Raw genomic sequence first — 19,980 nt, 5'->3', positions numbered from 1 at the left:
TAAAAATTAAAGGAGCGACTGCTAAATGGGGTTATATAAAAAGAGGAAAGATGGTAGTGAGCAACCGTATATATTAGGTCCGTTAAAACTAAGGTTACCGTTTATCCATTATAAAATGGAATATCCTGATTGGTTACAAGGTGCTATTCTTTGTGTAGTTCCAATGAGTATTACAGCTGTAATGATGGATACATTAGGAATACCATTTGAACTAGCTATAGCCTTTGTTATCATTAATAACTTCCTTTACTTGCTTCATACCCATTTTGGTGACCCATCTATAGCAGGTTGGATCACTGCAGGTATACCATTATATGTAGGGTTTCTAGCTGGTTTTCCTGAAGGAGAAGCGAGGATTTTAGCATTAATTGCATTGCAGTTAACCGTTGCAGTCATTTTCCTATGTATGGGAATTTTTAAAGGGGCAGATCTTCTTGTAAAGAGAGTTCCAACTTCCTTGAAAGCAGGGATATTACTTGGTGCTGGGTTTGCGGCGCTCTATGGGGAATTTGCAGATGGCGGTCGTGTCTGGACTATGCCTATTACAATCTTACTTGGAGCAGCTTTAGGTTTTTTCATGATGTTTTCAAAAACAGCAGCACCACTTCGTGAACGATATCCATTCTTTAGATATGTAGCACAATTCGGAATTGCAATTCCGTTTGCTTTAGCATATTTATTTGGAATTATCATAGGTGAAGTAGGAATGCCACAAATAAGTTGGAGTATTGTTGCACTACCAATTGGTGAAATCGTATCCACCTATAGTATTTTTGGAGTGGGATTCCCTCCATTAGGTTACTTTTTGCAAGCGCTTCCATTAGCAATTGCTGCATACATCATAGCGTTTGGTGATGTTCTAGTAGCAAGTTCCTTATTGAAAAACGCAGATGAAGTTCGAAAAGATGAAAAGGTTATTTTTAGCCCAGCTCGAAACAGTATCATTGTGTCAATTCGGAACTTTATTTCAGGTGTTTTTATGCCATTTCTTCCATTATCAGGTCCGCAATGGACAGGTGGGCAAGCGTTGGTATTAAATCGCTATATGAATAATAGTAGAAAACAAGTTGATAGTTATTGGGGTGGAGCTACAGGGATTTACTGGGGAATGAGTATTGCACTTCTATTAGGACCACTCGTAACGTTATTCCAGCCAGGTATTAATATTGGGATGGCGTTAACAATGTTAATTCAAGGTTATTTATGCGGGTACTTAGCGATGGAAATTTTAAAAGAAAAAGGAACGTTAGAAAAAGGGATCGCTATTATTATTGGAGCTGTGTTAGCTACTCAAGGTGCAGCTTGGGGGCTAGGTGTAGGTATCGTCCTATGGTTGATATTAGAAAAACAATGGGTGAATAAAAAGTCGATTCCACAAGCAGAGGACGAATCAAAGAGTGTATAGGTAATTAATATAGGCACAGCCGTAACGGCACTTAAGCTTGAGATTTTAAAGAAACCAGTAAAATAACACCGAAAAAAGGCTGCGACCCGCAGCCTTTTTCAGTGTCGCTTTTTTGGTAGCAGGTACCTTTAGTGTACTAAAGGTACCTGCTACCATATTTTTTTGCGCCAGAAATTTCCATTGTGTTATTGGTTTACATCTAAAATGGTTCCGGTTTTAGCATCTACGATGAAGTCGTACTGTAGGTTTTCATCATTTTCTGTGGATGCAGTTAACCCACCACGGTATACTGTGTATTCTAGCTGATTTTTGTTCCACGTTTCGGGTATCATATGAATCCAAGAACCTGTTACATTAAATGAGTGAGATAACTTGTTTTTGACTTGTTTTAGTGCTTTCTCAGGTGCAATAAGCTCTTGCCCCATCTTTGAGCGAAGTAAAAGTCCAGCAACGAGTCCAACTCCAATACCAATTGCAAAGCGTTTCATTCCCAAAACAATCCCACCTTCATAATTAGTCGTTTCTTAAAGTATACTTAATTCTTAAGAGATTTCCAAATCAAGACAGTGAAATAACGTACTTGTTGTTACGTTTCACTGGAAAAACAAGTGATCTTTCGGTAAAATAAGCGTGTACATAATATTTTTCGGAACTCGAAAGGAGTCTAGTCATGAACAAAGATACATTAGCTCTTTTTAAAACATTAACAGAATTACCAGGTGCACCAGGGTTTGAACATGAAGTTCGTCGTTTTGTTCGCACTGAGTTAGAAAAGTATTCAGATGAAGTGATCCAAGATAAGTTAGGAAGCATCTTTGGTGTTAAGAAAGGAAATGAAAGCGGACCCAAAGTAATGGTAGCTGGTCATATGGACGAAGTCGGTTTCATGGTCACTTCGATTAATGATAAAGGTCTTATCCGTTTCCAAACGTTAGGCGGTTGGTGGAGTCAAGTATTACTTGCTCAACGCGTTCAAATTATTACAGATAATGGACCGGTTATCGGTGTCGTTGGCTCAACGCCTCCACACTTATTAGAGGATGCTCAACGAAACAAACCAATGAATATCAAGGAAATGTATATCGACATTGGAGCAGATGATAAAGCTGATGCATTGAAAATTGGTGTTAAACCAGGACAGCAAATTGTTCCGATTTGTCCATTCACACCGATGGCAAACGAGAAGAAAATTTTAGCGAAAGCTTGGGATAATCGTTATGGTGTTGGTTTATCCATTGAACTTTTAAAAGAGTTACAAGGAGAACAGCTTCCTAATACACTATATTCTGGTGCCACTGTACAAGAAGAAGTGGGACTAAGAGGGGCCGCTACAGCAGCCAATATGATTCAACCTGATATTTTCTATGCATTAGACGCAAGTCCTGCAAATGATGCAACAGGTGGTAAAGATGCATTCGGACAGTTAGGTAAAGGAGCACTTCTTCGTATCTACGACCGCACGATGGTCACACACCGCGGCGTTCGAGACTTTGTTTTAGACACGGCTGAATCAAATAACATTCCATATCAGTATTTCCTATCTCAAGGCGGAACAGACGCTGGGCGTGTTCATACAAGTAATAATGGAGTACCATCAATTGTTGTTGGAGTATGTTCACGTTATATCCATACACATGCTTCCATTGTACACGTTGATGATTATGCCGCTGCAAAAGAACTATTAACGAAATTAGTTAAAACAACAGATAATAATGTTGTTGAGCAAATTTTAAAAAATAGTTAAAGAAATAAGTTGCGATTTAGTTAGAAAGTTAATATTAAATAATACACAAAACAGAGGTGCAAATCACACGATGGTTGGCACCTCTGTTTCTAATGAGGTGAGAAGATGAATACATATGCTGTAGGGTCTACGAATCCGGCAAAAATTAGTGCGGTCCGTTCGGTTTTTACACAAGATAAGGTAAATACTATAGGAATGGAAGTAGGGTCAGGTGTATCAGCACAGCCGTTTTCAGATCAGGAAACGATGGAAGGTGCCCTGTATCGAGCAAAAGCTTGTTTGGTCAATGAACAGGTTCAGATTGGTTTTGGTTTAGAAGGTGGTGTAACCGAAACAAAAGCTGGACTTATGCTCTGTAATTGGGGGGCGCTAGTCGATCGAAATGGAGAAATTATTGTTGCCAGTGGCGCAAAAATTGTACTGCCGGAACAAATCGCTAGCCAAGTAAGAGCAGGGATAGAGTTAGGTGAGGTCATTGATAGGTATGCTAAAGAGCGAGATGTCCGTAAAAAAGGAGGAGCAATAGGTATTTTAACAAACGGTTGGGTCACCAGAAGCTCGATGTTTGAGCATGTCGTTCATTTATTAGTTGGTCAGTATGAATTTCAAGCAATTAAATAAACTCGGAGAAAAAGGAAGGTTAACTCAACAGCGCTGAGAAGGTCACCATTAAGTTAACCATTACGATATTAGTTTTCAAATACGTAAGCGAGTGCTTTTAAGGCTTGTTCAGGTGTTTCGCATACGACTTGCGCTTTATTTGCTAGTTCTTTTAAAGGGTGGTGGAGTGAAGCAGGACGTACAAGTATTAAAGGCTTGTTTAAGGCTATTGCAGTTGCTGCATCCATCGCACTATTCCATTGGCGGTATTTCTCACCAAATAATGCAATGACGACGTCAGCCTTCTGGAGTAAAATTTGTGTGCGTAAATTGTTTATGCTGGATGCTGCTTCATCTTTCAAAATAGCATCCTGTTGCTTTCCTAAAATTTCCTCACCAATATTATCAGAACGCTCATGGATTTCCATCGGACCTGTAAATTCAATAGGCAGGTCCATCTGTTGGGCCAAATTTTTAATTTCTTCGCGCCAATTGTCGTGAATTTGCCCAGCTAAATATACAGATAACTTCATTTACAATCATCCTCCTTAATAATAGCTAGCTCTATTTTAGCATTCATCGTTATAGGTCGAAACATCGAGAGTAAATTAAAGCCATAATAAGGTAAGGAAATGAGTACTATTTTCATATTAAGCCTAAGGAAGATAGTTGTCGAAAATAGGCTATACTTGTCAATAAAAATCATTTCAATGTATTATAAATATAGGAAAGATTTTAATGAATTGAAAGGGCGATTACGGGTGAAGCCATTATTCTCAATAGTGACTATAGTATCATTTATTCTTTTTATATCAGCATGTCAAATTACCGAAGAAGAAGCGATTGAGACGTCTCAACAAGTCTTTTCTGAACGTTTTGCTTCGGAAGAAATCGTTGAAGTGAATTACGAAGGTGAACAAATCGACTTTTATTTACCGCGAGGAATGGAAGTAACAGAAGAAATCGATTTTAATATTCAGTTAGAAAAAGATAATCAAATCTTTTTATTGTTTTTCATACCGGTTGAACCGTGGGATAGCGAAGTACATTTAATACGAGATCAAGAATTTGAAATCGATGCAGTTGCGTTTGAAGTATTGGAGGCTGAAGATAAGTTAGGTTATTTATCTATTTCTCCAAGTGAAGAAGGATTATATAAGATCATAGTTGGACTGGGTGGTGCTAAAATTACAACGTTATCAGCGGTAGAAAATGCAGTAGAAAGTACTGAAATAATGACTGAGATCTTACATAGTGTACAATATAAAGACTAAAACTAAAGTAAGTGAACTTTAGGAGGAATCAAAATGGGATTTCTAGAGCGAAAGGGAATTGATTTGTCTTGGCGAACCTATGTAATAACCGCATTGAGTTTTATGGCACTTGGTCTATTCTCCTCGTTAATCATCGGTCTGATTATCCGGACTGTTGGGGAACAATTAGCTCGGTTTCAGTTTTTAGGAGCAATCCCACAATTTTTAACTGAAATGGGCGTATTGGCGATGGGACTTATGGGACCTGCTATAGGTGTCGCGGTTGCTTTCGGTTTAAAAGCACCACGTCTTGTCCTTTTTGCAGCTGTGGTCAGCGGTGCTGCTGGTGCTCAGCTAGGTGGTCCTGCAGGTGCGTTTGTCAGTGCACTACTTTCAACAGAGATTGGAAAAATGGTCTCAAAAGAAACAAAGGTAGATATTATTGTAACTCCTTTTGTTACAATTGCTGTAGGGTTCTTTGTAGCCAACTTTATAGGTCCGGCTATTCAATCTGGAATGACCCAATTTGGAAGTTTGGTCATGTGGGCAACGGAACAACAGCCATTTCTCATGGGGATTTTAGTTGCTACACTCATGGGGCTGGCATTAACAGCACCTATTTCTAGTGCGGCGATTGCAATTATGCTAGAACTCGAAGGAATTGCAGCAGGGGCAGCAACGGTGGGTTGTGCCGCTCAAATGGTTGGTTTTGCTGTGAGTAGTTATCGTGAGAATGGTGTTTCGGGGTTAATGGCCTTAGGGATTGGGACTTCCATGCTACAAGTACCTAACGTTGTAAAGAACCCGTTAATTCTCGTTCCACCAACTGTAGCAGGGATTTGCCTCGCACCATTTGCAACTGTTGTTTTTCAAATGGTGAATAACCCAGCTGGTGCTGGTATGGGGACGAGTGGATTTGTAGGGCAAATTATGACGTTTACGGCTATGGGGTTTTCTTGGAATGTCTTTTTTATTATATTATTTTTACATATTCTTGGACCGGCTATTATTAGTCTCATCGTATCTGAATGGTTTAGAAAGATGAATCTAATAAAACTGGGTGATATGAAAATTGAGCAATAAATGATTAAATAGGGGGAATGTAAAATGAAAGATTTACAATCGATGGACATGTTTAATACGGAAATAGCATCAGGCATAAAAGTGGTTATGTTTTCAGCCGATTGGTGTCCAGATTGTCGAGTGATTGAGCCGTTTCTACCAGAAGTAGAAGACAAATTTTCTCAAATTACTTTTTTATATGCAGATCGAGATAAGTTTATTGATTTATGTGCTGAACTGAATGTGTTTGGTATTCCAAGCTTTCTTGCTTATCATAATGGGAAAGAAATTGATCGCTTTGTAAGTAAAGATAGAAAGACTCAGGAAGAAATTGAAACTTTTTTATCAGAAGCATTAAGCAAGTGTTAAGTCCTATATCGTGTTATAATTAGTGCATGATATTAGTTAGGGGGACGTTATATGGACCTTCATATGCTAAGGGAAACTCTTGAAAAGCGTTTAGAGCGACCGGAGTGGACGATTAATTATGATCAAGAGGAAGATCGCCTTCGCATTGAAAACAAAGGTATTCGAAAAGGGGCAAATGTTGCACTTCAGCCACTATTAACAAAGTATGAAAGAGTTAAGGACGAAGCGATCGAAGAAGCGGTTCGATATGTAGAAATTACGTTAACTGCAATGGAACGTGATATTTCATTAGATGGAAGAGAAAAAGAAATTTTCCCTGTAATTCGTGGGACGTCGTTTCCAACAGAAACAAAGGATGGAAAAAAACTAGTTTTTGATGAACACACAGCAGAAACTCGAGTATTCTATTCAGTTGACATGGGAAGTTACTATACACTCATTGATGAGGATATGCTAGAACGAAATAAGTACACTTTAAAAACGATTCGTGAAGTTGCGTTGTTTAATGTGAGATCTTTAACTCATACGTTAAAAGAGGATCAAGTGGCTGAGAATACATTCTACTTTTTAAATACAAATGATGGTTATGATGCAAGCCGTATTTTAGACGAGTCATTGCTAGAAAAAATGAAGCAGAAGGCAAAAGGAACATTAGCTGTAGCTGTACCACATCAGGATGTATTAATTTTTGGAGATATTATAAATGATACAGGCTATGATGTATTAGGCCAAATGGTGTTTCAATTTTTTACACAAGGTCGCAACCCAATTACAGCTCTTCCGTTCATTTATGAAAATGGCGAGCTAGAACCAACGTTTATTTTGGCGCAACGGAAACCCAAACATTAAAAAACGTTGTTAAAAATATGAAAAATGTAATATCTTTGCCAACCACTAGAGATTTCTAGTGGTTTTTGCGTTAAAATGAAAAGACTAGTAAAATATTTTGTTTTGACAAGTACTACCTAAAAAAAAGTAGGTGAAAAAGTGGTTTCCAAACATACAAAATGGTTACGCAAAATCCAAGAGTGGTTTTTGGGTAAAGAAGAGACATACACGGTGGAGCCAAACAAACGCAAACCGCAATATGGCAGATTAGAAGCAGACGACCGATCTTCTGAGATGAGAGTCGTTCATCAATACCCGAAACAAGGAAAGTTTCGATTTCCGGTAATAGACGATGAATCAAGAACAGTCACCCAAGAAAATGATAAATTCAATAACAAGAAAATAACAGAGCGAAAGGTAGAGAAAAAGGGATCAGATCAGCCACAAGAAAAAACAAGAGTAGTTTCTACTTATCAGGGCTTAAGCGAAGAGTATAAAAGTTCAAGCGAAAATAAACGTGAGTTATTCTCAAACAGTAATTTTAAGCCAACATACATTCCTTCTCCTATTTATGGCTTTAAAAAGCGCGAAGAAAAAAGAGTAAGTCCTGACATTGAAAATGCTGATCTTGGACAAGTTTCTAACCAAGAAGTTCTACCGAAATCAAGTGAGATCAACGATGAGCTTAGTAGTAAAGAAGATCACTATCCAAATAAGGAGCATGAGATTGCAGCGACAACAGAAGAGGCAATTGATGTTCAAGATGTCATACTGCTAAAGAATATTTCGAACTTCAAGCCATCTCTTGAACAACTAGATTTTGAGTACAATAATCAGTCTTTGCGTGAGCAAGAGGTAGATCATTCAAGTGCCAATTCTATAAAAGAGGATAATAAGGATCTAATTGAAGAAGAGGTAGCGGTAGCGGAACAAAGGAACGAACTTCAGTATGAACAGGAGTTTGAGAAGAAGGGCATTGAGTTTCCACATGAGCATGAGGTGGAGGAAGTAAAAAGCGACCATTTACATCAACAGGAGATAGAATTAGCCAGCAACGAGTTTACCATTGAAAGAGAGCTAGAAGCAAGAAGCTCAGATTCACATGAACACATAGCACATTCTACAAGTCTTGATCATCTAGATGATCAATTTGATGATCTAGAAGTAATGGAAGAAAATACTGAGTATCCAAATGAACAGCTAAAAGAAGAAAACATAGAGTTGATACGTCAGGAAAAGTCAGAAGCTCGAAAAGAATTTAATCCATCTGTAAATGAAGTAAAAGAAAAAAGTAAAGAGAGAGAAACAAAACAAAGTGAACAGTCTCAAAAACGTATTTTACTTAACAGCCATAAAGAGGAAACGACTCAGCCTGCTGCAAAAACGATTCCTTTTAATGTCCTCATGTTACCTCAAGACCGGATAGAGAAGGAGCGAAAAACTTCATTTGAAGAGAATGTAGTGGAAAAGGAGAGTTATCGATTTCCGCCTATTCAAATGTTGAATATTCCACCGCGTCAAGAAGAGGAAAGCACGGATTGGTTAAATGAACAAGGTGAGATTTTAGAGTCGACGTTACAAAATTTTAATGTGTCAGCAAAAGTGATCCATGTAACGAAAGGGCCATCTGTGACAAGGTTTGAAATTCAGCCGGCACCTGGAGTAAAGGTTAGCAAGATTACGAGTTTAACAGATGACATAAAACTATGTTTAGCTGCAAAAGATATTCGAATGGAAGCACCGATTCCAGGTAAACATGCGATTGGAATTGAAGTGCCTAATTTGAAGAGTGATCCTGTATTTTTGCGTGAAATATTAAGGCGTGGAGAGTTCCAGAGAGGTTCAGCTCTAACGGTAGCATTAGGACTAGATATTTCAGGTCATCCAATCGTTACTAATTTAGCGAAAATGCCTCATGGCTTAGTAGCAGGTGCAACAGGTTCCGGAAAAAGTGTGTGTATCAACTCGATCCTTGTCAGTCTCTTATATAAAGCTACACCTGATCAAGTTAAATTATTGCTCGTTGATCCGAAGATGGTAGAATTAGCACCTTATAACGAATTGCCTCACCTAGTTACACCGGTTATTACAGATGCAAAACAAGCGACGGCTGCCTTAAAGTGGGTTGTCGCTGAAATGGAACGAAGGTATGAATTGTTCTCGCAGCGTGGTGTTCGCGATATTGGCAGATATAATGACCTTTATTCAGAAGATCCTGCAAAGCCTGCTTTACCGTATATTGTTGTAGTCATTGATGAGTTGGCAGATTTAATGATGGTTTCTCCACAAGATGTTGAAGAAGCGATTTGTCGGATTGCTCAAAAAGCAAGAGCTTGTGGAATTCATCTTTTATTAGCGACGCAGCGCCCTTCAGTAGACGTCATTACAGGGTTAATTAAAGCCAATATTCCAACACGTATTGCCTTTTCAGTTTCATCACAAGTGGACTCACGGACGATTATTGATATGAATGGTGCTGAACGATTACTCGGAAAGGGAGATATGCTTTTCCATGAAAACGGGACAGCGAAACCGGTCCGTGTTCAAGGGACATTTGTATCAGATGAAGAGATTGAAAGAGTCATTGAATTTGTTAAAAAACAAAGGCAACCACAATATTTAATTGAGAATGAGCTTTTAAATAAAGTTCAAGAAGTTGAAGGACAGGAAGACGATTTATTTGAAGAAGCTTGCTACTTTGTGATCGAACAAGATGGTGCTTCGGCCTCTAGTTTGCAAAGACGGTTTCGAGTTGGATATAATCGTGCAGCTCGATTAATTGATATGATGGAGGCAAAAGGAATTGTCTCAGAAGCAATGGGAAGTAAGCCGCGAAACATTCTTATAACAGTATCTGAATTTGAAGAGAACATTCTAGCTACTTCAACCGAGTAAAAGTTGTCATGCCTCAACAGGTTTTATATGATAAGAAAAGTGGAAGCACTTGTTTAGCGACGAATAGAGCGTACCCTTCTAGATAAGATAACACTATAACTTGTAGTCAAAGGAATAGATGAATAGTTGTTTTCTATGTTTAACGGACTCAGAGGCTCCTATTTAGCTAAAATCATTAAAAAACAGCATGAATATTAGTAAATAACGTCTTCTGAGTCCGCTAATTTGTGTAAAATTGTATTTTTCGCTGAAATAACGGCCTGTGTGTCCGCTAAATGCAGAATGTAAAAATGCAGTCCTATCAAATTTAAGTGAGCAGATGTTCTCTACCAATAGGATGTCGGCTGCGATAAAATTCTAGGAGTTGTAACTAAAGAAAATACAGTCCTGTACGGATGAGATCCTTTAATCTAGGGAAGTTTATCTATAAATGCTTTTTACAGGAAAGATCCAAGGAGACTAGGAATGAAAGAAATCGAACTCAAGTTACAAGGGAAAATCAAACGACTAACCAACAAAACTTTTAAATTTGATGAGCGTGTAAGAGAAGGCTGGTTTTCTGCCGTCTATTTCTTAAAAACTCGTGAAATTGTCCAAAAACATAAACCGAATAATATAGTTACGATGCAGTTTTTTCAAAAAACCAATGCCGTACTATGCGGGACGGATGAGGTAATTGCATTAATCAAGACTTTTGCAAAAGATCCTGATAGCCTCGAAATTTACTCTCTTAAAGATGGAGATAAAATCAAACCGTTTGAAACGGTATTAACAATTAAAGGTCCTTACCAATACTTTGGATACTTAGAGGGAATTATCGATGGAATCTTTGCACGTAGAACGTCAGTAGCAACTAACGTCTATAATGTCGTAAAATCAGCTAGAAAATCTGGCCGCCAAAAACCAGTTATTTTCATGGGAGATCGTGATGATCATTTTACCCAACAATCTGGGGATGGTTATGCTGCGTATATTGGTGGATCGAAGGCTCAGGCGACGCATGCGATGCATGAATGGTGGGGTAAAAAAGGGATGGGTACGATGCCACATGCATTAATTCAACTTTTTGAAGGGGACGTAGTTGCTGCAACTCATGCCTATAAAGATACTTTTCCAGAAGATGATTTAATGGCACTTGTTGATTATAACAATGACGTAATTACAGATGCACTACGAGTAGCGAGAGAGTTTGGTGAGGAATTAAAAGGGGTTCGTGTTGACACCTCTCGAACGATGGTTGATCAGTACTTTTGTCGCAACCCCAAAGTGATGGGTTCTTTTGACCCGCGAGGAGCCAATCCGGAACTCATTTTTGCTCTTCGTCAAGCACTAGATGAAGAAGGATTTAACCATGTAAATATTATTGCTACTGGTGGATTTACTGCTCAACGCATCGCAGAATACGAAGATTTAAATGTACCAGTTGATATTTATGGCGTCGGGAGTAGCTTATTGAAAATAAACATCGGTTTTACTGGTGATAACGTCATCCTTAACGGAAAAGATGAAGCAAAAGCAGGTAGAAGATACCGAGAAAATCCTAACCTTGAACTTGTAGAATAGTAAAAATTTACTCGGAACATTTGCTGTCATCGCTGACGAAGGTTTCCGTGTCTGAAAAGACCTGTCGAAAGTGACAGGTCTTTTCTAAAAAAAGAGGCATATATTTTTTTGTGGGAAAAGAAATGTGGTCTTTTACCTATTTTTTATGTGTCTGTTCATTTGTTGTTTTTCTAAACCATTGTTTCTGTTATAATAAATCTTTGTATGGCGTATCCTAATTGAAAATATTTATTCCCCAATTTGGCGGAATTTTCATACATAAGTAGTAAGAGCGCTTTTTACTGGAGAAGATATATCATTTATTTGGAGGTTCAGTCAATGACTGTTTACCATTTTATCGGAATTAAAGGGTCGGGAATGAGTGCATTGGCGCAAGTCATGCATGATATGAATTATACGGTGCAAGGTTCAGATGTAGATAAAGAGTTTTTTACACAAAAACCTTTAGAAGACAAAGGTATTAAGATATTACCTTTCAATGCTGAGAATATCGAGGACAATCAGGTCATTATTGCATCAGCAGCCTACAAAGATGATCATGTTGAAATTCAACGTGCCAAGGAGATGGGACTTGACGTATATCCATATCCTACGTTTTTAGGCGAATTTATTAAGAAATTTACAAATATTGCTGTTACTGGTGCGCATGGAAAAACGTCGACGACTGGGCTATTAGCTCATGTTCTTGGAGAGGCCTATCCTACCTCTTTTTTAATTGGTGACGGTACTGGAAAAGGTGCTCAAGATAGTAAATACTTTGTGTTTGAGGCCTGTGAGTATCGCAGACATTTTCTAAACTATACGCCGGATTACTGTATTATGACGAATATCGATTTTGACCATCCGGATTACTTTAAGGATGTCGAAGATGTTTGTGCGGCATTTCAAGAAATGGCCATGCAAGTGAATAAAGCGATAGTGGCTTGTGGTGATGATCCATATTTACAAGAAACTCATGCCAATGTTCCTATCGTATTTTACGGATTTGGAGAACATAATGATTTCCAAGGCCGTAATATCCAAGTCACAGAATCAGGTCTTTCATTCGATGTTTTTGTAAGAAATAACATTTATGGAACATTTACGATTCCAGGTTATGGGAAGCATAATGTATTAAATGCTTTAGCTGTTATTGCTTTATGTCATTATGAAAATGTACCAGTAGATGTTCTCATTGATCACCTAGCAACGTTTCAAGGAGTGAAGCGTAGATTCAGCGAAACATTTTATAATAACCAAGTGTTAATTGATGATTATGCTCATCACCCGACTGAGATTACAGCTACAATTGATGCATCTAGGAGAAAGTATGAGGAAAAGGAAATCGTTGCTGTATTCCAACCCCATACGTTTACTCGGACAAAAGCATTCTTAAATGAGTTTGCTGATAGCCTTAATGAAGCTGATAAGGTTTACTTATGCGATATTTTTGGTTCGGCTCGTGAAGATAAAGGAAGTTTAACGATTAATGACCTTAAGGAATTAATTCCTAATAGTGAAGTTATTGGTGAAGCGGAAGTTGAGAAACTGAAAAGGCACGAAAATGGTGTACTATTATTTATGGGTGCGGGTGACATCCAAAAGTTTCAAAAAGCTTATGAAGATGAAATCAAATAAATTCAAAAAGTAAAGCAGGAGTTAATTTAAGTTAAATCAGCTCCTGCTTTAAACATTTATTTAAGATTTTCTGGATTTAGTGACTCTAATTCTGGAATGACAAATCGGCCATCTTTCCGGATGAGTACATCATCAAAGTAAATTTCACCACCGCCATATTCAGGACGTTGGATCATAACTAAATCCCAGTGGACAGCTGAGTGATTATCATTAAATGCATCGTCATAACATTGCCCAGGTGTAAAGTGGAAACTTCCATCAATTTTCTCATCGAAAAGGATATCTTTCATTGGATGTTGAATGAATGGGTTAACTCCAATCGCGAATTCCCCTACGTAACGAGCGCCTTCATCTGTATCAAGAATTTTGTTAATTCTGTCTGTATCATTTGAAGTGGCCTCGATGATTTTTCCATCTTTAAATGTAAATTGAACATTTTCAAACGTAAAACTTTGATAAGGAGAAGGTGTGTTATAAGAGATTGTACCATTGATGGAATCTCGAACAGGTGCCGTATAAACTTCGCCATCAGGGATGTTCATATTCCCAGCACATTTTACAGCAGGAATATCTTTAATCGAGAAAGTTAAATCTGTTCCTGGTCCTTTGATTTGAACTTTATCCGTTTTGTTCATTAACTCTACAAGAGCGTCCATCGCTTTGTCCATTTTACCGTAATCTAAGTTACAAACATCAAAGTAAAAATCCTCAAAGTTTTCCGTACTCATATTAGCCAATTGAGCCATTGATGAAGAAGGGTAACGCAGTACACACCACTTCGTTTTAGGAACACGAATTTCACGGTGAACTTTGGTTCCTACGGTTTTACTATGTAATGCCATTTTATCAGAAGGAACATCACTTAGCTCTGAAATGTTATTCCCTGCACGTAATCCAATATAAGCATCCATCTCCTTCATAACGTTTGCTTCAAATTGAGCTGTAAGAGACTGTTGTTCTTCAGTCGCATGCATTAATAGGGCACGATCTACTTGATGCTCTTTTAATGTAACGAAAGGTAAGCCTCCAGCAGCATAAGCTTCTTGAACGAGAGCATTAACTAGTTCTTTTTGTAGACCGAAATTTTCTATTAATATTTTTTCGCCTTTTTGAAGACGAACCGAGTAATTAATTAGATTTTTCGCTAATGTCGTAATTCTTGGATCTCGCATAGTTGTATTCCTCCTAAGTTTGATATTCTAATTGTAAACGTTTAATAGCTAATATAATAGCAGTCGTTTCATCAATAGTAAATGATACTTATGCAAAATAGATGGTTGTATGCATAACTTTATAGCTGAAGAACCTTAACTACACATCGATTGATTATGGACTCATTGTTAGTAGGATTGACACATTTTTTATTAGAAAATAGCTAAATAAATGAAGGATTATTACAATATTTGTAGAAGTTCTTACCAAGTCTCCGTTTAAAAAAGCTTCTATGTGGGTAAATAGCATGATGTAGGGAGGTGGCGAATAAACATGATTATCGTATACATAAGTGTAGCAGTTGTAGCATTAGCATTTCTAATTTTAGTTCTTTATCTTGTTCAAACCTTAAAGTCAGCAACGAAAACATTAAATAATGTAGCAGATACTGTTAGTAGTCTAGAAAAGCAATTACAGGGAGTTACGAGAGAGACAGAACATTTGCTTCAGAAGACGAATCGTCTTGCTGATGACATTCATGTAAAGTCTCAGTCTCTTAATACGATGTTTGACTCGATTAAAGATCTTGGTGAGTCCGTGCAGACGGTAAACAATTCATTAAAGAGGGTTTCAAACGAAGTAGCAAGGCAGTCAGAGCAGCAATCTGCACAAGTTGCTCAAGTTGTTCAATGGGGTAATGCTGCTATTGATTTATATTCGAAATGGAAAGAAAAGAAGCAACACCATCCAAACGATGTTAATTCATAAAAGGAGGAATTTGATATGGGAGACATGAATACAAAAGACTTTTTAATTGGTTCATTAATTGGGGGAATTGTAGGTGCTTCTGCAGCACTTCTTTTAGCACCTAAATCGGGGAAAGAGCTTAGAAGTAATATTAATGAACAAGCTCAAATGGCTAAAGACAAAACGACTAAATTTACAAATACTGCCTATGAGAGAAGCAATGAGTGGGCAACACTTGCAAAAGAAAAGTCCTCTAATCTTGCAAAAACAGTTACAGAACAATCTTCTCAAGTAGTGGATAAAGTGAAAGAAGTTACAAAGAATATTAAAAGTGATGTAGCAGATGCCCAAAGCTCTGCAGAAGATTTAGTAGCAGACGTTACTGATCAAGTTGAAGATAGTGCGGAAAACTTAAAAGAAAGTATTCAACAAGAAGTCAGCAACTTGCACGATACGATTACAGAGGAAACAGAAAAGCGTAAAGATGCAGTAGAGCAAGCATAAAAGGAGAAATTAAAGATGCAGAAAGTAAATACAACTGATGAGTTTACAGCGTTATTAAATGAACACAGTAAGTTATTCTTACTAAAAAATAGTACGACTTGTCCTGTTAGTCATGAAGCTTATAAGGAATTTTCTAAATTTGCAGAAGAACAGGAGGGGGCATTCTTTTACTTAAATGTACAAGAAGCAAGACCGCTTTCCAATGATATTGCAGAGCAATTTGAAGTAAAACACGAATCACCGCAAGCCATATTGTTTTCTGAAGGTCAAGTGGTTTGGAATGCCTCCCACTGGAATGTGACGGCTACTGCATTAAAAGCTGAATGGCAGAAGCTTTAATAAAGAAACGCTGTTAAAGAGTATTGTTGATTTTGGGCTCATTCCTGCAAGTTTTCAGTTCTTCAAAGGCGTGTGAAATTAACATTTCACACGATGAGCCCAAAATCAACGGATATCAACAGTATTATTTAACATAGTTAATAAATAAAAGAAGTGCAACCCTCGGTTGCACTTCTTTTGGCCTCTAGTTTTCTATAGGATTCATTGGGACTAAACGAATTTCCAATTTATCACCACTGTATATCGCTTCACTAAAGGACGCTTCTTTTCCATTTTTAGCAACTAAAACACGTTGAAGAGGCTGCAGAGATATATCCACATCTACATAGCGGAATAAATCTTGAAAGATAAACGGTTCGTTGTCTACCTTAGATAACGATAAAAATTCGCCGTGTACAAGTGATGCTCCTTCTTCAATCGGTTGCCCTTCTCGAGTAATTTGAACAGAAGGTTTAGTCAGTTGTACTGGGTTTCCATTATATAAAACAGAAATGGTTTGTTGAGTGAGAACGTTTAAAGTCGCTAACAACTCTTTTGTTGTAGGGAGAGAAGGATCCTTTACAACATCAATCACTAATGTGTCCCCATTTTTAATGGATGAGTTAATCGTTGCCTCAACCCCATTCAGAATAATTGTATGTTCTTGTGGTACGATGATTTTCTTTTCGTCTACATAAACATAGAACGGAGTTAGAGCAGTTAGCTCATCTATATATTGAAGAGAGGTTAGAACATCTTTTACGGTCTTTGGCAGTTGAATGACAAGTTGGTCTCTTTCGTGAAGTGACTCCTCAATGTCGGTCGGGCTCCCATTTTTCAAAACGAGTGCTGAAACAGATTTAATTTCGTTATTAATCGTGATTTGAAGTGATGGGATTTCTTCCACAATATCTCCTACTTTGGCTGAGGCAGGAGCACCGTCTTTCCCTCTTTCAGTAGTGATCGTATCATTTGGTCCAAGAGTGGCGTCAAGGGATGTTTTTTCACCATTTTTTAAGATGGTCGGCGGTTCACCGTGGAAACCAGGGATTGTAACTAGCTGTTCATTTACATAAATCATCATAGCACTCCCAGGCCTTCCGTAAAGTTTTGATATTCCTACTCCTGCTGCAAGGAGACCGTCTCCGACAGTTAATTTTTTAACATCAAAAACTCGAATCGTGCGATCATTCACATTGATACTAATATATTCAATTGGATTTTCCTTTGCTGCAATCGCAATACCAATCGGCGTCACTAGTTCAGGGCCTTCCTTAATCCCTTCCGTGGATGCCAATGTTTTAATTGCATCAATTCCGCGTATGGCCACACGATTATCAGGTAATTGTAAAGCTTGAGCGATATACTTAGTAAGAGAGGGCGTCATGCTTCCTCCACCAACGAGCATCACTGCTTTTGGAGATTTGCCATTGAGTTCAAGGATTTGCGCCGTAATGGCATTAGCTAACTCTTTAATCGTTCCTTCAATGGCTGTAATTACTTCATCTTTAGGGTACGTTGTTTCAAAGCCGAGAATATCAGTAAGAGTTACTTCGTCTTTTTCTGATAATTGTCTTTTAATGAGTTCGGCATCAGGGAAATCTAGTAGAAAGTGGTCACTAATCGCTTCTGTTACTTCGTCTCCAGCAAAAGGCACCATTCCGTAAGCTGTTACTGTTCCTTCATCTGTAATAGCAATATCGGATGTCCCGGCACCAATATCGACGAGTGCTACATTTAACCTGCGCATCGATGGTGGTATGAGGACATTAATGGCAGCAATCGGTTCTAACGTTAAAGCCTCTAGTTCTAAACCACTGCGTTGAAGAGCCGCAATTAAAGACTCAACAACGACTTTCGGTAAAAACGTTGCAATCACTTCAACCGTTGCCGTTTGCCCTGATTGGTCGAGGAGACTGCCGATTTTTTCCCCGTCTAATCGATAGTCAAGAACGGAGTAGCCCACACAGTAGTAGTTAAAGCTTTCTTGATCTTGAAAGTCGTTGGCTAGTTGAAATTGAGCTTGTTGAACAGCACTTAATTCTAAGTGAAGGATATCATCTTGATTTACTAAGTTTTTTCCTGAAATATTTAACTCCATTTTAGCTCGCTTTGTTTTTAACGATCGTCCAGCAGCCGCCACGCAAACTTTAGTTAACTTTCCGTGCTTTTCTTCGAGAATTGTTTTGATTTCTAAAATTAATTCAGAAACGGATAAGACATTATGGATTTGACCATCGAGCATTGCACGCTCTTTATGTTCTTTTGAAATAACATCAATTACTTCATAGTGATTTTTTTGTTGGCGTAAAAGAAGACCAACAACAGAACGAGTCCCGATGTCTAGTGCGAATATAGGGGATTGTTCAATTATGTTCATATGTAACACCTTCTCACTAAATATTTCATAAGCTATAAATCAACAGTAAATTATTATCTAAAAATAATAAGTTTCACTTTAGTGCTTAAAAGCGTTTAATCAATAAAGAAAAAAGTCGTGACATATAGGAAAATATCGTTTATAATAATCCCTAATCATTAGAAATGTACCATATTTCTTAAAACTTTGAAACAAACAATAAGGAGTGGGAGAGATGAGCAACGAGCAATTAGATATGTTGAGAGACAAGTTAGATGAGGTTAACTTACAGTTACTAGAGCTAATTAATGAGCGTGCCCGCTTAGTTCAAGAAATCGGTAAAGTAAAAAACAAGCAAGGTGTAAATCGATTTGATCCAGTGCGTGAGCGAAAAATGCTTAATTTAATAGCTGAAAATAATAACGGACCGTTTGAAACATCTACATTACAACATTTATTTAAACAAATTTTTAAAGCAGGTTTGGAATTACAGGAAGATGATAATAGAAAAGCTCTACTTGTTTCTCGTAAAAAACATCCTGAAGATACAGTGATCGATCTTAAAGGAGAACTAATTGGTGATGGACAACAACGTCTCGTATTGGGACCATGTGCTGTTGAAAGCTATGAACAAGTTGCTGCAGTAGCCAAGGCGATGAAAGAGCAAGGAATGAAATTGTTACGTGGTGGAGCATTTAAACCTCGTACGTCTCCATATGATTTCCAAGGCTTAGGGCTTGAAGGTTTACAAATTTTAAAACGTGTTGCTGACGAGTATGATATGGCGGTTATCAGTGAAATTGTAAGACCTGAAGATATCGAAGTTGCCGTTGAATATATTGATGTCATTCAAATCGGTGCACGTAACATGCACAACTTTGAATTGTTAAAAGCAGCAGGATCTGTTAATAAGCCAGTTCTACTAAAGAGAGGTCTTTCTGCTACTATTGAAGAGTTCATCAATGCTGCAGAATATATTATATCTAAAGGAAATGGCAACATCATGCTGTGTGAACGTGGTATTCGTACGTACGAAAAGGCAACCCGTAACACACTTGATATTTCAGCAGTTCCAATTTTAAAACAAGAAACACACTTACCAGTATTAGTTGATGTGACTCACTCTACTGGACGTAGAGATCTTTTACTTCCAACTGCAAAAGCTGCACTAGCTATTGGTGCTGATGCGGTAATGGCAGAAGTACATCCAGATCCTGCCGTAGCACTTTCTGACTCAGCACAACAAATGGATATCGGGCAATTTAACGAATTTGTAAGTAATCTTAGAGAATCTGGGTTATACAAATTTTAATTTAAAATGATTCGAGGCTGTCTCAAAATGAAAGAGCCAGGCATCTCATCGATATAGTGGAAGATTAGCTTACACTATATCATACGTAACTTCGAGAGCCGGACCTTTTGGGACAGTCTCTTTTTGTCTCTTTGCGTATTTAAATGGTATAGGAAATAAGTGTTAAGGATATTGCTAATTATAAGAAATTTTAGGTTCATTAAGGACCCGTGTCGACATTTTTTTACATAAAATCAGGAAAATTAAAATCTA

General features: G+C 37.8%; 18 protein-coding genes. 14 read left to right on the top strand and 4 right to left on the bottom strand.

Going from position 1 to position 19,980, the window contains the following annotated elements; genetic code table 11:
* Nucleotides 1-25 precede the first annotated feature (25 nt).
* Nucleotides 26-1,405, top strand: coding sequence for a hypothetical protein (locus ACNSTQ_RS07360; protein ID WP_418199207.1), 1,380 nt, complete (start codon nt 26-28; stop codon nt 1,403-1,405).
* A gap of 185 nt (nt 1,406-1,590) precedes the next feature.
* On the opposite strand, the gene ACNSTQ_RS07355 is transcribed toward ACNSTQ_RS07360, so the two are convergent.
* Nucleotides 1,591-1,893, bottom strand: a complete 303-nt coding sequence (locus tag ACNSTQ_RS07355; protein WP_418199311.1) for a PepSY domain-containing protein — start codon at nt 1,891-1,893, stop codon at nt 1,591-1,593.
* Nucleotides 1,894-2,075: 182 nt separating this feature from the next.
* Here ACNSTQ_RS07355 and ACNSTQ_RS07350 point away from each other — a divergent pair, with 182 nt between their 5' ends.
* Together ACNSTQ_RS07350 and ACNSTQ_RS07345 are read left to right on the top strand one after the other, a co-directional pair.
* A complete protein-coding gene (locus ACNSTQ_RS07350) occupies nt 2,076-3,149 on the top strand; it encodes a M42 family metallopeptidase (protein ID WP_418199206.1) in 1,074 nt (357 codons plus the stop codon).
* A gap of 105 nt (nt 3,150-3,254) precedes the next feature.
* Nucleotides 3,255-3,770, top strand: a complete 516-nt coding sequence (locus tag ACNSTQ_RS07345) for a DUF84 family protein (protein WP_418199205.1) — start codon at nt 3,255-3,257, stop codon at nt 3,768-3,770.
* A gap of 68 nt (nt 3,771-3,838) precedes the next feature.
* Here the strand turns inward: ACNSTQ_RS07345 and ACNSTQ_RS07340 are convergent, their stop codons facing one another.
* Complete coding sequence (locus ACNSTQ_RS07340) at nt 3,839-4,282, bottom strand: YtoQ family protein (protein ID WP_418199204.1); 444 nt, start codon at nt 4,280-4,282, stop codon at nt 3,839-3,841.
* 228 nt (nt 4,283-4,510) lie between these two features.
* Between ACNSTQ_RS07340 and ACNSTQ_RS07335 the strand changes: the two genes are divergently transcribed.
* The 7 genes from ACNSTQ_RS07335 to murC all read left to right on the top strand — a co-directional run bounded on the left by ACNSTQ_RS07335 (nt 4,511) and on the right by murC (nt 13,336).
* Nucleotides 4,511-5,023: a hypothetical protein gene (locus ACNSTQ_RS07335; protein WP_418199203.1), complete on the top strand. Its 513-nt coding sequence runs from the start codon at nt 4,511-4,513 to the stop codon at nt 5,021-5,023.
* A 33-nt stretch (nt 5,024-5,056) separates the two neighbouring features.
* Nucleotides 5,057-6,085 (top strand): PTS transporter subunit IIC, encoded by a 1,029-nt coding sequence (locus tag ACNSTQ_RS07330; RefSeq protein WP_418199202.1) that lies wholly within the window; start codon nt 5,057-5,059, stop codon nt 6,083-6,085.
* A gap of 24 nt (nt 6,086-6,109) precedes the next feature.
* Entirely contained in the window at nt 6,110-6,433 is a 324-nt protein-coding gene (locus ACNSTQ_RS07325; RefSeq protein WP_418199201.1) for a thioredoxin family protein, read from the top strand.
* Between the two features lie 51 nt (nt 6,434-6,484).
* Nucleotides 6,485-7,282: a DUF1444 domain-containing protein gene (locus tag ACNSTQ_RS07320; protein ID WP_418199200.1), complete on the top strand. Its 798-nt coding sequence runs from the start codon at nt 6,485-6,487 to the stop codon at nt 7,280-7,282.
* Nucleotides 7,283-7,492: 210 nt separating this feature from the next.
* On the top strand, nt 7,493-10,156 hold the full coding sequence (locus ACNSTQ_RS07315; RefSeq protein ID WP_418199199.1) for a DNA translocase FtsK: 2,664 nt from the start codon (nt 7,493-7,495) through the stop codon (nt 10,154-10,156).
* Between the two features lie 465 nt (nt 10,157-10,621).
* Nucleotides 10,622-11,719, top strand: a complete 1,098-nt coding sequence (locus ACNSTQ_RS07310; protein WP_418199198.1) for a nicotinate phosphoribosyltransferase — start codon at nt 10,622-10,624, stop codon at nt 11,717-11,719.
* Between the two features lie 318 nt (nt 11,720-12,037).
* A complete protein-coding gene (murC, locus tag ACNSTQ_RS07305) occupies nt 12,038-13,336 on the top strand; it encodes a UDP-N-acetylmuramate--L-alanine ligase (protein ID WP_418199197.1) in 1,299 nt (432 codons plus the stop codon).
* 56 nt (nt 13,337-13,392) lie between these two features.
* Here the strand turns inward: murC and ACNSTQ_RS07300 are convergent, their stop codons facing one another.
* The gene (locus ACNSTQ_RS07300) at nt 13,393-14,508 is read right to left on the bottom strand and encodes an aminopeptidase (RefSeq protein ID WP_418199196.1); all 1,116 of its coding nucleotides are present in this window, start codon (nt 14,506-14,508) and stop codon (nt 13,393-13,395) included.
* Between the two features lie 313 nt (nt 14,509-14,821).
* On the opposite strand from ACNSTQ_RS07300, the gene ACNSTQ_RS07295 reads away from it, so the two are divergent.
* Genes ACNSTQ_RS07295 through ytxJ form a run of 3 tightly spaced genes read left to right on the top strand, consistent with a single transcriptional unit; the run spans nt 14,822 to nt 16,078 of the window.
* The gene (locus tag ACNSTQ_RS07295; protein ID WP_418199195.1) at nt 14,822-15,256 is read left to right on the top strand and encodes a DUF948 domain-containing protein; all 435 of its coding nucleotides are present in this window, start codon (nt 14,822-14,824) and stop codon (nt 15,254-15,256) included.
* A gap of 15 nt (nt 15,257-15,271) precedes the next feature.
* Nucleotides 15,272-15,739 carry a YtxH domain-containing protein gene (locus tag ACNSTQ_RS07290; RefSeq protein WP_418199194.1) on the top strand — a complete coding sequence of 156 codons (468 nt, stop codon included), beginning with the start codon at nt 15,272-15,274 and terminating at the stop codon, nt 15,737-15,739.
* 15 nt (nt 15,740-15,754) lie between these two features.
* Nucleotides 15,755-16,078, top strand: coding sequence for a bacillithiol system redox-active protein YtxJ (ytxJ, locus tag ACNSTQ_RS07285; protein WP_418199193.1), 324 nt, complete (start codon nt 15,755-15,757; stop codon nt 16,076-16,078).
* A gap of 184 nt (nt 16,079-16,262) precedes the next feature.
* Here ytxJ and ACNSTQ_RS07280 read toward each other — a convergent pair whose 3' ends face one another.
* On the bottom strand, nt 16,263-18,437 hold the full coding sequence (locus ACNSTQ_RS07280; RefSeq protein WP_418199192.1) for a cell division protein FtsA: 2,175 nt from the start codon (nt 18,435-18,437) through the stop codon (nt 16,263-16,265).
* A 214-nt stretch (nt 18,438-18,651) separates the two neighbouring features.
* Here ACNSTQ_RS07280 and ACNSTQ_RS07275 point away from each other — a divergent pair, with 214 nt between their 5' ends.
* Nucleotides 18,652-19,728 carry a bifunctional 3-deoxy-7-phosphoheptulonate synthase/chorismate mutase gene (locus tag ACNSTQ_RS07275; RefSeq protein ID WP_418199191.1) on the top strand — a complete coding sequence of 359 codons (1,077 nt, stop codon included), beginning with the start codon at nt 18,652-18,654 and terminating at the stop codon, nt 19,726-19,728.
* Nucleotides 19,729-19,980: the final 252 nt, after the last annotated feature.

Source organism: Alkalihalobacterium sp. APHAB7, assembly GCF_048323755.1.
GTDB lineage: Bacteria > Bacillota > Bacilli > Bacillales > Bacillaceae_F > Alkalihalobacterium.
Note: the sequence above shows the minus strand (reverse complement) of the source record. Positions and strands in the feature narration are given on the sequence as shown.

Coding starts and splice junctions, on each gene's coding strand:
- ACNSTQ_RS07360 (WP_418199207.1), top strand. CDS start 26: ATGGGGTTATATAAAAAGAGGAAAGATGGTAGTGAGCAACCGTATATA.
- ACNSTQ_RS07355 (WP_418199311.1), bottom strand. CDS start 1,893: ATGAAACGCTTTGCAATTGGTATTGGAGTTGGACTCGTTGCTGGACTT.
- ACNSTQ_RS07350 (WP_418199206.1), top strand. CDS start 2,076: ATGAACAAAGATACATTAGCTCTTTTTAAAACATTAACAGAATTACCA.
- ACNSTQ_RS07345 (WP_418199205.1), top strand. CDS start 3,255: ATGAATACATATGCTGTAGGGTCTACGAATCCGGCAAAAATTAGTGCG.
- ACNSTQ_RS07340 (WP_418199204.1), bottom strand. CDS start 4,282: ATGAAGTTATCTGTATATTTAGCTGGGCAAATTCACGACAATTGGCGC.
- ACNSTQ_RS07330 (WP_418199202.1), top strand. CDS start 5,057: ATGGGATTTCTAGAGCGAAAGGGAATTGATTTGTCTTGGCGAACCTAT.
- ACNSTQ_RS07325 (WP_418199201.1), top strand. CDS start 6,110: ATGAAAGATTTACAATCGATGGACATGTTTAATACGGAAATAGCATCA.
- ACNSTQ_RS07320 (WP_418199200.1), top strand. CDS start 6,485: ATGGACCTTCATATGCTAAGGGAAACTCTTGAAAAGCGTTTAGAGCGA.
- ACNSTQ_RS07310 (WP_418199198.1), top strand. CDS start 10,622: ATGAAAGAAATCGAACTCAAGTTACAAGGGAAAATCAAACGACTAACC.
- murC (WP_418199197.1), top strand. CDS start 12,038: ATGACTGTTTACCATTTTATCGGAATTAAAGGGTCGGGAATGAGTGCA.
- ACNSTQ_RS07300 (WP_418199196.1), bottom strand. CDS start 14,508: ATGCGAGATCCAAGAATTACGACATTAGCGAAAAATCTAATTAATTAC.
- ACNSTQ_RS07295 (WP_418199195.1), top strand. CDS start 14,822: ATGATTATCGTATACATAAGTGTAGCAGTTGTAGCATTAGCATTTCTA.
- ACNSTQ_RS07290 (WP_418199194.1), top strand. CDS start 15,272: ATGGGAGACATGAATACAAAAGACTTTTTAATTGGTTCATTAATTGGG.
- ytxJ (WP_418199193.1), top strand. CDS start 15,755: ATGCAGAAAGTAAATACAACTGATGAGTTTACAGCGTTATTAAATGAA.
- ACNSTQ_RS07280 (WP_418199192.1), bottom strand. CDS start 18,437: ATGAACATAATTGAACAATCCCCTATATTCGCACTAGACATCGGGACT.
- ACNSTQ_RS07275 (WP_418199191.1), top strand. CDS start 18,652: ATGAGCAACGAGCAATTAGATATGTTGAGAGACAAGTTAGATGAGGTT.